This is a genomic window from Aeromonas sp. 1HA1 (genome assembly GCF_029237385.1).
Lineage (GTDB): Bacteria > Pseudomonadota > Gammaproteobacteria > Enterobacterales > Aeromonadaceae > Aeromonas > Aeromonas popoffii.
Genome location: NZ_JAACGC010000010.1, coordinates 1 through 13,584, shown reverse-complemented (window position 1 = coordinate 13,584; position 13,584 = coordinate 1). Strand labels below are relative to the sequence as shown.

The window sequence follows — 13,584 nt, the reverse complement described above, 5'->3', positions numbered from 1 at the left end:
TTGGGAAATCTAGAATAGAAACGCGGTGCCGCCTGTTTAGGAGCAGCACCACCAGTAGTTGTGATTGAATGTGGTCATGTTCATAGCAAATCAAACTACGCCGGTTTCATCACTTCTGCAAGGGGACGACCAGCAGATCGCACGGCACTGTATTCATCAGCTGACGGGCGCTGGAGGTGAGCAGACTCCAGAAACTCTGGCGATGGCCGCACACCAGCAGGTCGATCTCGTACTCCTTGACCGCCTGATTGACCCGCTCGCTCAGATCGCCGCAGATCACCAGCTTCTTCTCGATGGGGTAGTCCACCGAGGCCAGAAATGCCTCCAGCTTCTCTTTCGCTTCGGCGATCACCTGATCCTGCACGTTGTCGATGTCGATATCGATCATCTCGGTGTAGAGATCCTTGAGGTCCACATCGACATGGATAACCGACAGCTTGGCGCCGTTGGATCGGGCTCTGTCCACCGCCTTGTCGATCACCTTGCGGTTGTCTTCCGACAGGTCGATCGCGGCCAGTATGTGTTGGTAATAGGTTCCATTCATGGGAGTTCTCCTCACTGATCCTGAGTCCACTATACCAATGTCTGATGAAACTAAAATGGTGTATGCGGCACAGTTTCGGGATTTAAAAGAGTTTCTTATGGGGCTCTCTTTCAGTCGCAGACGAAAAATCGTCTACATATCGAACAGGAGTTTGAAGCAGGTCACACCCGTCGGCTTGCCCGCAAGGGGTGACGGGCATAGGATGTGCCCGTGCTTCGCAATGAACACAAAACAACAAAAAGCATCTGAATACCGCTTTGGGGAGCCTCGCGCTCCCTCTTGTTTTTCTGCTCCCTTCCTGCCGATATCCCGCCCGACATCAAGGTAATCCGTGGCTGCCTGGTTATGCTGTAGCCAGTTCCTTTGGAGATCCCTTGATGATCATTCACCCGCAGATCCAGGGTTGCGTTGCGCGCAACTGTCACCCCATCGGCTGCCGCGCCGCCGTGTTGCAACAGATTGCCAGCGTCAGGGCGGCGGGCCGGTTCAACGGGCCCAAGCGGGTGCTGGTGCTGGGGGCCTCCTCCGGTTTCGGGCTGGCCTCGCGCATCGCGCTCACCTTCGGCGCCGGTGCCGATACCGTCGGCGTTTCGTTCGAGCGGGGCCCGTCTGACAAGGGGCTCGGCAGCGCGGGCTGGTACAACAACATCTGGTTTCGCAAGGCGGCGGAGCAGGAGGGACGCATTGCCATCAACCTGATCGGTGATGCCTTCTCGGATCTCATGCGCCAGCATGCCATCGACACCATACGCCAGCAGCTGGGGCAGGTGGATCTGGTGATCTACTCGCTGGCGAGCGGCATTCGGGTGCTGCCGGATGGCACGCAAGTGCGCTCCGTGCTCAAGACCACCGGCCAGCCGTTCAGCGGTTGGGGGCTGGATCTGGAGCAGGATACCCTGGTGCAGCAATCCCTGGAGCCTGCCACCCCGGAGGAGATCCGCGATACCGTCACCGTGATGGGCGGGGATGATTGGCTGCTCTGGATGAAGGCGTTGCAGCAGGCGGGTTGCCTTGCTGCCGGCGCCCGGACCGTGGCCTACTCCTATATCGGCCCCGAATCCACCTATCCCCTCTATCGGGATGGCACCATCGGCTACGCCAAGGAGCATCTGCACGCCACCGCCGAGACCATCAACCTGCAACTGGCGGAAGTAGGTGGTCACGCCTGGGTGTCGGTCTGCAAGGCGCTGGTGACCAAGGCGAGCGCCTACATTCCTGTGTTGCCCGTCTATCTGGGGCTGTTGATGGGGGTGATGAAGGAGCGCGGCGTGCACGAAGGCTGCATCGAGCAGATGCAGCGGCTGTTTGCCGCCAAGATGTACGGGCCCAATGGGGTGGTGGCCGATGGCAACCGGCTGATCCGGCTGGATGACCACGAGCTGGACCCGGCCATTCAGGCCGCTGTCTCAACCCTCTGGTCCAAGGTGACGCCGGACAACTTCCATGCCCTGGGGGATTTCGTCGGGCTGCGGCAGGATTTCATGCAGCTCAATGGTTTCGAGCTGCCGGGCGTGGATTACCGGGCACCGGTGGATCTGGCCTCGCTGACCGAGCTGGTGCCATGATCCTCCATCCCTCCCGTTTATTCAGGCCACGCTGCTGGCTAGTTCATCCTGCGCCGAAGGGATCGTCGCCAATATGGTCTGGTTGCGGCCCTGGCGCTTGGCCTGATACATGGCCATGTCGGCCCGGTGAATAAGCTGGCCCAGCCTCTCGTCGGCCGGTGAGCGCCCGGCAACCCCTGTGCTGATGGTCATGCGGGGGTTGTCTAGCAGGGCAATCCGCTGGCGCAGCTGCTCGGCCAGATGCCAGCAATCCTCCGCCGGCAGCGGCACCGCCACCAGAAACTCCTCGCCTCCCCAACGCCCGACCAGTTGCAGGTCGGGTGCCCAGGATCTCAGCTCCCGCGCCAGCAGCTGGATCGCCCTGTCCCCTGCCTGATGACCATGGCGGTCGTTGATCTGCTTGAAGTGATCTATGTCGATGATGAGCAGGGTGAGCGGGCCCTCCTGCTGCCACCGGGTGGCCAGCCGTTCCAGCAGCGCACGACGGTTGGGCAGATCGGTCAGCTGATCGAAGGTAGCGAGTTTGTAGAGGTGGCGTGAACTGCGGTGCAGCCTGTGGGTAGTGATCCCCAGCAGCAGCAGGGCGCTGGCCAGCAGGCCGACCAGCACCAGCTGGTAGTTGCGGGCACTCTGTTGATGCAGCAGTTGCTTGCGCTGGCGTTCGTTCTCCTGTTGCAGCGCCCGGTTGCTGGCCTCGCTGCGGGCCAGCGCCATCTCGGCCTGGAAGGCGGCGGCATGCTGGCTCGGGGTCTGGTTGAAGTGCTGCTTGTACTCGCGCATGTAGTCGATCAGCGCGTGATAGGCCTCGGGATAGCGCCCCTGATCGGCCAGCAATCTGGCTTGCAGCGCTTTGCGGCGGACACTGACGTGCCCGGTGCGATAGAGGGCGAGCCCGTTCAGGGCATGCCACCCGGAGTCCGGCATCAGGTGGTCGGTGACGGCTGGCTTGCGCTGGGACAACAGGGCGAGAGCCTTATCCAGTTCCTCCATATCCTGCTGTGGGTGGGCATCAAGGCGCCGCAGATAGCCGACGGGATCGCGCCCCGCCTGCCATTCAGCCTCTTCCTGCAAGGAGGGAGTGGCCTGCAACTGGGTTATCCAGAGCAGTGCCAGTGCCATTATGAATCTCATTGAATCCTTTCCCCGACCACTGGGGCCATCATAATGGCTGAATCCACCTACACCATGTTTCTTTGCTTCTCTATAACCGTATGGGGGGCAGGATGAGGTGCAAGCTGTCACAACTGAGAGCCTGGGCTGTCGTATCTGGTTGATTCGTGATGAAACAGTGGCGACAATCGTGACCAAATCACAGTGGAGAATCATCATGTTGGCCAAAGCCATGATCGAGAAGTTGAACGAGCAGATTAATCTTGAATTCTATTCCTCCAATCTCTACCTGCAGATGAGCGCCTGGTGCGAGGACAAGGGTTTCGAAGGGGCCGCCACCTTCCTGCGTAAGCACGCGGTCGAGGAGCGTCAGCACATGGAGCGCCTGTTCACCTACGTGAGCGAGACCGGTGCCATGCCGATGCTGGGCGCCATAGGTGCGCCTCCCCACGAGTTCAACTCGCTGGGTGACATCTTCCGCACCACCCTGGAGCACGAGTACCACATCACCAAGTGCATCAACGGCCTGGCCCATGTGGCGTTCACTACCCAGGACTACTCCACCTTCAATTTCCTGCAGTGGTACGTGGCCGAGCAGCATGAAGAGGAGAAGCTGTTCAAGAGCATCGTCGACCGTCTGTCGCTGGTGGGTGAGGATGGCAAGGGTCTCTACTTCATCGACAAGGAGCTGGCCGAGCTGGCCAAGGGCGCCCCTGCCAGCGTCATGGATGGCAACGCCTGATAGTCGTGGACACTTAGTGTTCAGCCAGTACAATAACGGCCCCTCGTATCGGGGCCGTTTTCTATTGATGCTGCCATGAAACCACTGCGGTGGCTTCTGCTGGGTACAATGACGGTCTTTCGTATAACGGGGCCGTTTTCTATTGATGCTGCCATGAAACCACAGCGGTGGCTTCTGCTGGGTACAATGACGGTCTGTCGTATAACGGGGCCGTTTTTATTTGGATGAGTGAGTGATGATGAAGCAGGTTGATGTGGTGGTGATCGGGGCCGGTGCGGCCGGTTTGATGTGTGCGGCGCAGGCCGGCTATCGGGGCCGCTCCGTGCTGTTGCTCGACAACGCCAAGAAGCCGGGCCGCAAGATCCTTATCAGCGGGGGGGGTCGTTGCAACTTCACCAACCATCAGACCGGGCCCCACGCCTTCCTCTCGGGCAATCCCCACTTTTGCAAGTCGGCGCTGGCGCGTTATACCCAGCAGGACTTCATCGATCTGGTGGACCGGCACGGGGTCAACTACCACGAGAAGACGCTGGGCCAGCTGTTCTGTGACGAGAGCGCCAGGGAGATAGTCGACGTGCTGCTCACCGAGTGCGACTGGGCCGGGGTGACCCTGCAGTTCCAGACCGAGATCCTGAGCGTCAGCAAATCCGATACCGGCTTTGTGCTCGCGACCAGCCAAGGGGAGATAAGCTGCCACTCGCTGGTGGTGGCCACGGGCGGCCTCTCCATGCCCAAGCTCGGTGCCACCCCGTATGGCTTCAAGCTGGCGGAGCAATTCGGCCTTGCTGTGCTGCCCACTCGCGCTGGTCTGGTGCCTTTTACCCTCCATCAGGCCGACAAGGAGGCCTTTGCCGATCTGGCCGGGGTCAGCCTGCCGGTGGCCGTGACCGCCGAAGATGGCACCCGCTTCAAGGAGGCCATGCTGTTCACCCACCGTGGCCTCTCCGGCCCCGCCATACTGCAAATCTCCTCGTTTTGGCTGGCGGGGGAGAAGATCCACCTCAACCTGCTGCCCGAGCTGGATATTGCGGCGGCCCTCAAGGCATGGGCGCAGGCCCATCCTGCGCAGGAGCTGAAGACTGTGCTGGGACGCGAGCTGCCCAAGCGCTTCGTCGACAAGCTGGTGGAGCTGGGCCAGCTGAATAACAAGCCCATGCGTCAGTACAACGAGCGGGAGCTGGAGGCCATCGCCACCCTGCTGGGGGATTGGCAGATCCTGCCGAACGGCACCGAAGGCTATCGCACTGCCGAGGTGACGCTGGGGGGCGTGGATACCAACGAGCTCTCTTCCAAGACCATGGCGGCGCGCAAGGTGCCCGGTCTCTACTTTATCGGCGAGGTGGTGGACGTGACCGGCTGGCTCGGTGGCTACAACTTCCAGTGGGCCTGGTCATCGGGTTGGGTGGCGGGGCAATACTGCTGATCGGAGCCTGTGCCCAGCGGGCGGAACGGGCTACCTTATACCCTTTGTTGAGTCAGGAGCAGCGGTTACCGTGGCGGTATGTGCCGTGCCATAAGGGCAAGGTGGGATGGACCGCCTGGCTGCTGACAATCCAGACCTGAGCCTGGTGTTTAGCTGTCCCACTGTGAGGGGGAGGACACAAGCGGGCCGTGTTCTTGACGCCTGTTCCGATTATGGTTAGATTTTACAACGGTTTGTTATTTTTAATAATGAATATGGTTGCTGATGACAATAATGGGTGATGAAGATGGGAGCGAGTAGCTATAATTTTTCATAGGATAGGTTTTCCTGAAAAAAGCAGCCTGCTTTGCTCAACCTTGGCGTTAGGGAGCGATATGAAATATATGAAAATGGCCGTTATTGCTATGATGGCGCTGGCCTTCGAATCTCAAGCCGAGTACTTAAGTGTGCCGACCTTGGCTACCGCCGATATCATTATTTCAGATCCGCAAAGTGTCAGCCACACTTTGGTGCCAGAGCGGGGCTTGCTTGCTGGCCAGTTAAATGAAGGAACACCCGTCGCCCTGGGGTATGTGCAGACGATACCTAAAGAAACATCGATAGCGTTAGCCTGGGCGTCGGGAACACCAGATAAGACGAATAGCCATATCATCCCTTCGTTGGAAAATTCCAATAATACATTAACGGTCTCCTTCTTTAATCCTGATGCGGGGCAAACATTTTTAGTGGATAACGCGATAAATGCGTTCGTGCTATCGGCCACTGAGCCAAAAAGTGATTGGCGCTACGTCGTGCGTGCGGCTCACTCGCAAAGGGTGGCAGCAGGGACATATCAACTTGTTATTAATGCTTATTTATATGCATTATAACAATAGATATATCGAGCATGTCGTTATCACATGCTAAGTCACCGTTCACTGGGGGCGTGAAATAAAGAGACGCCCGTCTCTTTATCCCCCTTTGCCTGTTGCATGATCCCGTCTGTATTGCATGCTCATTGGCATGATAAAAAGCCATCCCTGATAGCCGGGGTGCCCGCCATCATATTTTGTCCCCGCTGGCCAACACGGTATTCACCCTTTATTTGATCAGAGTGATATGACCAGAGCGATATGACCAGAGCGATATGACCAGAGCGATATGACCAGAGCGATATGACCAGAGCGATATGACCAGAGCGATATGACCAGAGCACAGGCCACTGTGTATATGAAGAGTAAGCGGCGGGATAGCCAGCCTGCGCTAACGACAATCCAGCCCCGCCAGCAGCCAGTCAGACGCCCAAACCCCCCATAAAAATCGCGTGCATATCACCGCCTCTCGCTACCGTCGCCGGCGTCGCTGCTGCGCCAGCGTGGGCACGTTTACCCCCCGCAAGTGCTTGCCAACCTGGCCTGTGCCTTGGCACAAGCAAGCACACCGTGCCGCCATCCCTGAATTTAAATTTATCATGATGATTTTAATGTGTTTTTTGTGAAAGAAACAGATTGCCATACAGAGGGTGAACGTCTCTCTGAGAAGCTCACGATTGCTGAATAAGAAAGAGATAAGATTGTTGCAGGGGGCATAAACAGGGGCCATGGCGTGCGATCGCCAGCCGCTGGCGTCAGCGCGGGAGCTTCAAATGCGGGCATGGGGGCGACAAAGTGGCTTTGTTGTCGATGCGCAAGCCATTTATCCCTTTTCTCGCCTGTTTTGTGACGGATGCCACAGCCGCCTGCCACGTTCGGCGGCTTCAAAAAGAGAGATCGAGGGGCCTTGGGTAACTGCTTGTTCTGCATACCATAAACCACGGTGGTCAGGCCGCTGCGGGCGTGCGCACAGCTCAACTCATTGGTTTTTATCAATATTATTAAATTTTAATAAAACGAGTTCACTCATCATTCTGGGCTGCTTGAGGCAGTATCAACAGCGAAACCACAGTACAGAACGGAATAGTGCAGAACGGCAGGGAGGTAATATAGAAATGTGAGCACTACTGTGGTGGGTAAAGCGATTGGCGAAAGAAAACATTGAATCTTCTCTTTGCCGTTGTAATTGATTATTACTTGTAGGATGCCAAAATGAAAAAATATGCAATTTCTTCCATAGCTTTGGCCATGGTGTTTTCTTCCGGCGCTGCATTTGCTACGGGTTCAGGAACAGTATCAGGTCCTGTTGCAGCTACTGATGTAACTATCGGTTTTATAGGAGCGGTCGCCATGAGCCACACTCTTAACGCTGTTAGAGATGAAATGAATGCGGGTGACTTGGTTGCCGACACTATATTAGCCAACGGTATTGTAGATACTGCAGGTAGTGCTTTACAAGGGGTTCGCTTATCCATTACTAATGGAACTGATGGGGGCGACGCTGGTGGCTTTCTACACCGGAATATCCCTGGTAATACGACAGGCACAAATATTTTAAAGGTGAAGATTGCCCCCCCTGATTATGGAGTCATCCGCAACGTTGGAGCTGGTTATGTAGATATATCCAACGATGGGTCAGAATCTATGGAATATTCGATCAAGGCATCTGTAAATCAAACAGTAATGGCGGATACCTATACAATCAATGTTTCAGCTCAACGTTGGGTAGAGTAAGTATTCTAGCCCCAATCCCTCTGAGTATTTGAGGGAAGTATAAGACACCTAACGCGGTAGCGGTTGCTACCGCGTTAATATCCGATCGCCCTGTTATTTTTACTAGCCAGCTAAGGAAACATTCCTGCTTCAGCGCCAACATATATGTTTTTGAGCTACAATGTTTTTAAACATTTGTTTAGCATACAGGAGTCATCATGTTAATAAGGCAATATATCACCCCCACCAGAAAGCACCCACTGCCTGCCCTCGGTATTGCGCTGGTGCTGCTGAGTACACTGACACACGCCGCCGAGCTACCGGTGGAAACCACGACCCAACCCTTTGAGCTGAAGTTGGGGGCCAGCCGGCTGATCTATAACCCGGCTGCCAATGGCACCACCATAGCGGTGCATAATCAGCAGAACTACCCTATGCTGGTGCGTTCACAGGTGTTTGCCGAAGATAGAACCACACCGGCCCCGTTTTTGGTGACACCGCCCTTGTTCCGGTTGGATGGGCAGCAGCGAAGCCGCCTGCGGGTGGTGCACACCGGCAGCCCACTGCCGGGCGATCGTGAAAAGCTGCATTGGTTGTGTGTCACCGGCATTCCCCCCCAGAGCGATGATGCCTGGGCCGCGGATAAAGAGGGCAAATCTGCAGCACCTAAAGCGGTGGCGTTGAATGTGCAGGTCAGTGTGCACAACTGCATCAAGCTGCTGGTGCGCCCGTCCGGCATCGGGCAGTTGGCGGACCGTGCCTCATCACTGGTCTGGACACGGCAGGGCAATACCCTGAATGCCAATAATCCGACCCCCTTCTATATTAACCTGAGCCGGGTGACCGTGGGGGGAGTGAATGTTGAACAACTGCAACATATTGCCCCCTTCTCTTCACACAGCTTTACCTTGCCCAAAGGGGCGGCCGGACAAGTGCAGTGGCAAGTGATTACCGATGTCGGCGGCCAGAGCCGTATGTATCAGGCGTCGCTCTAGTCGCAGGGTTGCAAGACACTGCCGGGTTATTAACCTCGCTTGTGGAGAGATAGACGTCATATGAAGTGTTTATTGCCAGGTTTGGCTGTGAGTTTGGTGTGCTGCTCGGTCGATGCGCGCACTTATACCTTTGATCTGTCCAGTTTGGGTATAGACAACGCAGATGCGGCCCTGTTTAACCAGGGGGGGCAACTGCCAGGGGTCTACCCTGTTGACATCCTGGTCAATGGTAATCGGGTCGGTTCCCGCGATGTGTTGTTCCGGCAAGAGACCAATGCGCAAGGCCAGCCGCTTCTGCAACCCTGCCTGAGTGTGGAGGTGCTGTCACGTTATGGTGTCAGAGTTGAAAACTACCCTCTTTTGTCCGCTGGCAAGCCGCCGCAGGCGAAGGAGCAAACGGATGACTGCGCGAATTTATCCGCTATTCCACACGCGACGGTGGATTTTCAGTTCTATGAGCAACAGCTGCTGTTAAGCATTCCGCAGGTCTCATTACGGCCAATGTTGACCGGTATTGCGCCCAGAGAGTTATGGGATGATGGCATTCCTGTGTTGTTGATGAACTATCAGGCCAACACGAACCGGACAGAATATCGCACCGGGGCGAGTGCCAGCAGCGATTCGAGTTTTGTTCAATTGCAACCCGGCGCTAACCTGGGGGCATGGCGTTTGCGTAATGCCACGACTTGGCAGAAGCAGGGCGAGCAGGAAGGCAAATGGCAAACGGCGTATACCTACGCGGAGTATGGGTTGTATGACCTCAAAAGCCGCGTAACGCTGGGGGAGCGTTTTACCCCATCAGACATTTTTGACAGCGTGCCTTTTCGTGGGGCTATGCTGGGTTCGGATGAGGCGATGGTGCCGTTTAACCAGCGCGAATTTGCGCCCGTGGTGCGTGGTATTGCGCGTACCCAGGCGCGGGTGGAAGTCAAACAGAATGGCTTCACCATATATAATGCCACTGTGGCACCGGGCCCGTTTGCGTTAAATGATTTATCGCCGGGTATGTCTGGCGGGAATTTGCAGGTTACCGTATGGGAAACCGATGGCAACCCGCAAATATTTACTGTGCCCTTTAACACGCCAGCCATTGCGCTGCGTGAGGGCTATCTCAAATACAATCTGATGGCCGGGCAATACCGTGCGGCAGATTCTTCCGTTGATGAAGCCACGGTTGGCCAGGCAACCATGATGTATGGTTTGCCCTGGAACCTGACGGTGTATGGCGGCGCACAAGGCGCCGATCATTACCAATCGGCAGCACTGGGTCTTGGCGTTTCTTTGGGGAGCTGGGGCGGTGTGTCGGTAGATAACACGACAGCACGCGGGCAACGTCAGGGGGAGGAGAGCGAGACGGGGGGAGCCTGGCGCACGCGTTACAGTAAAACGGTCGACGCGACCAACACCACGCTGGCGTTGTCTAATTCCCAGTACAGCTCCTCTGGCTACCAGACGCTGTCTGATGTGTTGGGCAGCTATCGCAATAATGCCGATGGCTCTGACAGCAATCAGGATCAGCGTAAAGCGAGCACCAGGCTGACCTTGAGCCAGTCCCTGGGGGAGTGGGGATATATCAACCTGAATGGCACCCGCGACAGCTTCCGGGATCGTTCTGGTAATAATGATTCGTTTGGTGCCAGCTATGGCGTTGGGGTAGCCGGGGGACACCTGTCACTGAACTGGACGCAGAACCGACGTGCCGGCGTTGTCGGTGAGCAACAAAACGATCACATCACCAGCGTGATGTTCAGCATGCCGCTGCATCGCTTGCTGGGGGGCACCACCAATGCGACCTACCGATTCGACTCCCCGTCGAATGGCAATGATTCACAGGAAGTCGGGCTTAATGGCCAGGCACTTGATCGCCGGTTGTCCTGGCATGCTAGCCAGCGTTATCGCTCGGGTGTGGATAGTGGTGATCGTGACAACAGCAGACTGCAGCTGAGATGGTACGGTGGTTACGGTCAGGTGGGTGGCAACTACAGCTATAACTCCAACATCCGGCAAATGGGGGCCGATGTGTCGGGCGGCATGGTCATGCACCGTAACGGTGTTACCTTTGGTCAGCCGCTGAGTGATACCGTGGCATTGGTGGAGGCACCGGGTGCTTCAGGCGTTCAGGTCGGCGGGTGGCCCGGTGTGAGAACAGATTTTCGTGGTTATACCACACAGGCTTATCTCAACCCGTATCAGGAAAACAACGTGAGTCTGGATCCGAGCAATTTTCCCTCGAATGCGGAAGTCACGCAGACGGATATGACGGTGGTGCCCACTCAGGGCGCGGTGATCCCGGCAACGTTTGCCACCCGTATTGGTGCGCGAGCGCTGATGACGCTGACCCGCGAGGATGGTACTAGCGTGCCGTTCGGGGCAATAGCCATGCTGGGAGAGCAGGCGACGATTGCCGGGGTTGTAGATAATAACGGCGTGGTTTATCTGACCGGCTTACCGGCAAAAGGGGAGTTGTCAGTAAGGTGGGGGCAAAGCCAGCAACAACAGTGCCGTGTGAATTTCCAGTTGCCGAAAGAGCGTGGCTCTGCGGATATGTATGTCATGAACTCAGTGTGCAGTTAGCGGCAATTAACCAGAGCAGTTGCCAAGCAGGCTACTGTAACGAGAGGCAATTATGCTAAAGCGGTTTTTTTATTGGGGTTTTGGCGTCTGGCTGGCTGCTTGCAGCGCTGGATTGTCGTTAGCGCAGGCTGCGGATACCCCGCAGCTTAATCTGCAAATAAACAGTGGCCTGCTCTCTGGCCGTATCAACGGTGAATTCCGTATTGGCAAGGGGCTGATAGAGTATGACGGCGAGCACCTTGGCTTTCAGGTGTGGAGTGATGCTACCAAGTCAGGGCCGCAGCCTAACCGTTATGTGCTGATTGGGCAAAATAACAGCAACAATAAGTTGCGCATACGGATAGAGTATCCAGGCTGGCAGCCAGACAATGAAGGAGGCAAAGGGATTATCCTGCGTGATGGCGGAAACAGTGCCACCTTTGATGTGGTGGTTGATGGGGATCAGACGGTGATAGCCGATCATTACTCACTGGCATTAAAAGGTGCGGTATTATTACCCTGAAGTAACAAAAAATAATCCAAGAGACTTATCGCTTGATTAGCCTTTGCTAAAGGCTTTTATCCAGGAAATATTATTGTTAAAGATGATTCCATTGTTGATATCAAAATGGGGTGGGGTTTATATTTTCGTTTTTATCATAGTCCCACTTATTTTTATCGCTAACTTTTGGGGTGATGATGAACGTGATGAAATAACAAGGTGCACTGCAAATGTGCTCATAAACAGAGCCGGCCTTGACCTTTCGGTTAATGTGAAAATTGAACTTTCAATGAGCCATGAAAATGGTGTTTTCTATATTGATGGGAATATCTATCGCAAGGGTGTTTATCATGGTGCAATTAGCCGTCGGGTCCTTTTTGATGTCAACATTGTGAATGGTGATATCCTTCTTATTTCAAAAAGAAACTGGAAGACGGAAGTTGACGATATTGATATCACTTCTTTATCAGGAACATTATTCTCGGATTTTTATATTGCCCCGGATAATACCATGGTGCTTTTTTTGACAAAAAATGAAAAAGGATATTACTTGTCAACAAAAACAATGCCAATGACATACTGCGCTAAAATAACAGGCTAGATATCCTCCTCATTCATCAAGCCATATATTTATTTTTGAGACATTTAATCATCAGTACAGGGGGTCTATGCGTTACGTTTACGCCGTGTTAATCATCGTCATCACGACGACTGTTTTGCTGTTTAAAATTCAAAATATAAGCCTTGTCACCGTTTCGCTGCTTAATATGAGCCTGACGCTGCCAGCATCGCTGCTGATCGTCGGCGTTTACGTGCTTGGCATGCTCACCGGCAGCGTACTCTGGTCGCTGCTGCGCGGCTGGCTAAAAGCCGCGATGCGCAAACCCGAGTAACACTATCGCCGGCGAGTTTGCGCCGGCTACACCTCTACTAATTAGGCAACATAAAGGAGCCGCACTAACATGAGCAATTTCTGGGATTTCTTCTGGTTAATACTCTCAAGTTTTATCTTTATCGCTTACCTTTTGGTGCTGTTCCAGATCGTCGGCGATCTGTTTCGCAACACTGAAATGGGTGGCGGATTTAAAGCTCTGTGGATCCTCGGACTGATATTTTTGCCGATGTTTACCGCGCTGATTTACATTGTTAGCAACGGCGCAGGCATGGCCCGGCGTCAACGTGATGCGATGCAGCGGGCCAAATCAGATACCGAAGACTATATTCGGCAAGTGGCGGGTAAATCATCGGCCCAGCAGATCTGGGAAGCCAAAGTCTTGCTCGATAATGGCGCGATCAATGTCGATGAATATGCCCAACTCAAAGCCAAAGCACTGGCCTAAGCACATGCAGCGCCACATGTTGTCGCTCAACCGGGTTACATCAGCCATCAGGTTATAACGTCCCCAGCCCCAAGTGACCGCCACACTTGGGGCTTTCTGACAGGCAGGCCAAGGGTGTTCATAGATGGTCGCCCCGGTTTGCCAAGCCTTCAATCGATGACGGTGAGTTAGGTTGAGATTGCAGCCATAGATCCGGACTGTGATCGAGGCTACTGCCTCTGTCCCTGATGGAATTCGCTGACTGGC

At 55.0% G+C, this 13,584-nt stretch carries 14 protein-coding genes; 11 read left to right on the top strand and 3 right to left on the bottom strand.

The features are described from left to right. Positions 1-109: 109 nt before the first annotated feature. Positions 110-544 (bottom strand): universal stress protein, encoded by a 435-nt coding sequence (locus GWQ22_RS05300; RefSeq protein WP_042035619.1) that lies wholly within the window; start codon positions 542-544, stop codon positions 110-112. 377 nt (positions 545-921) lie between these two features. Between GWQ22_RS05300 and fabV the strand changes: the two genes are divergently transcribed. After that, entirely contained in the window at positions 922-2,109 is a 1,188-nt protein-coding gene (gene fabV, locus GWQ22_RS05295; RefSeq protein WP_275929669.1) for an enoyl-ACP reductase FabV, read from the top strand. Between the two features lie 21 nt (positions 2,110-2,130). Here fabV and GWQ22_RS05290 read toward each other — a convergent pair whose 3' ends face one another. Beyond that, the gene (locus GWQ22_RS05290; RefSeq protein WP_345893624.1) at positions 2,131-3,228 is read right to left on the bottom strand and encodes a GGDEF domain-containing protein; all 1,098 of its coding nucleotides are present in this window, start codon (positions 3,226-3,228) and stop codon (positions 2,131-2,133) included. A 208-nt stretch (positions 3,229-3,436) separates the two neighbouring features. Between GWQ22_RS05290 and ftnA the strand changes: the two genes are divergently transcribed. From ftnA to GWQ22_RS05275, 3 genes are all read left to right on the top strand, one after another. Next, positions 3,437-3,961, top strand: a complete 525-nt coding sequence (ftnA, locus tag GWQ22_RS05285) for a non-heme ferritin (protein WP_042035624.1) — start codon at positions 3,437-3,439, stop codon at positions 3,959-3,961. Between the two features lie 238 nt (positions 3,962-4,199). Then, positions 4,200-5,384, top strand: coding sequence for an NAD(P)/FAD-dependent oxidoreductase (locus tag GWQ22_RS05280; protein WP_181364691.1), 1,185 nt, complete (start codon positions 4,200-4,202; stop codon positions 5,382-5,384). Positions 5,385-5,758: 374 nt separating this feature from the next. Beyond that, complete coding sequence (locus GWQ22_RS05275) at positions 5,759-6,253, top strand: hypothetical protein (protein ID WP_212514592.1); 495 nt, start codon at positions 5,759-5,761, stop codon at positions 6,251-6,253. 579 nt (positions 6,254-6,832) lie between these two features. Here the strand turns inward: GWQ22_RS05275 and GWQ22_RS05270 are convergent. Further along, positions 6,833-7,165 carry a hypothetical protein gene (locus GWQ22_RS05270; RefSeq protein WP_275929667.1) on the bottom strand — a complete coding sequence of 111 codons (333 nt, stop codon included), beginning with the start codon at positions 7,163-7,165 and terminating at the stop codon, positions 6,833-6,835. A gap of 282 nt (positions 7,166-7,447) precedes the next feature. On the opposite strand from GWQ22_RS05270, the gene GWQ22_RS05265 reads away from it, so the two are divergent. The 7 genes from GWQ22_RS05265 to GWQ22_RS05235 all read left to right on the top strand — a co-directional run bounded on the left by GWQ22_RS05265 (position 7,448) and on the right by GWQ22_RS05235 (position 13,338). Next, positions 7,448-7,969, top strand: coding sequence for a hypothetical protein (locus tag GWQ22_RS05265; RefSeq protein WP_275929666.1), 522 nt, complete (start codon positions 7,448-7,450; stop codon positions 7,967-7,969). Between the two features lie 197 nt (positions 7,970-8,166). Further along, positions 8,167-8,943 carry a fimbria/pilus periplasmic chaperone gene (locus GWQ22_RS05260; protein WP_275929665.1) on the top strand — a complete coding sequence of 259 codons (777 nt, stop codon included), beginning with the start codon at positions 8,167-8,169 and terminating at the stop codon, positions 8,941-8,943. 60 nt (positions 8,944-9,003) lie between these two features. Beyond that, positions 9,004-11,517 (top strand): fimbrial biogenesis outer membrane usher protein, encoded by a 2,514-nt coding sequence (locus GWQ22_RS05255; RefSeq protein WP_275929664.1) that lies wholly within the window; start codon positions 9,004-9,006, stop codon positions 11,515-11,517. Between the two features lie 52 nt (positions 11,518-11,569). Then, positions 11,570-12,019 carry an AfaD family invasin gene (gene afaD / locus GWQ22_RS05250; RefSeq protein WP_212514587.1) on the top strand — a complete coding sequence of 150 codons (450 nt, stop codon included), beginning with the start codon at positions 11,570-11,572 and terminating at the stop codon, positions 12,017-12,019. Between the two features lie 73 nt (positions 12,020-12,092). Beyond that, positions 12,093-12,599: a hypothetical protein gene (locus GWQ22_RS05245; RefSeq protein ID WP_275929663.1), complete on the top strand. Its 507-nt coding sequence runs from the start codon at positions 12,093-12,095 to the stop codon at positions 12,597-12,599. 67 nt (positions 12,600-12,666) lie between these two features. Further along, positions 12,667-12,891 (top strand): hypothetical protein, encoded by a 225-nt coding sequence (locus GWQ22_RS05240; protein WP_275929662.1) that lies wholly within the window; start codon positions 12,667-12,669, stop codon positions 12,889-12,891. 69 nt (positions 12,892-12,960) lie between these two features. After that, positions 12,961-13,338 carry a PLDc N-terminal domain-containing protein gene (locus GWQ22_RS05235; RefSeq protein WP_275929661.1) on the top strand — a complete coding sequence of 126 codons (378 nt, stop codon included), beginning with the start codon at positions 12,961-12,963 and terminating at the stop codon, positions 13,336-13,338. Positions 13,339-13,584 lie beyond the last annotated feature (246 nt).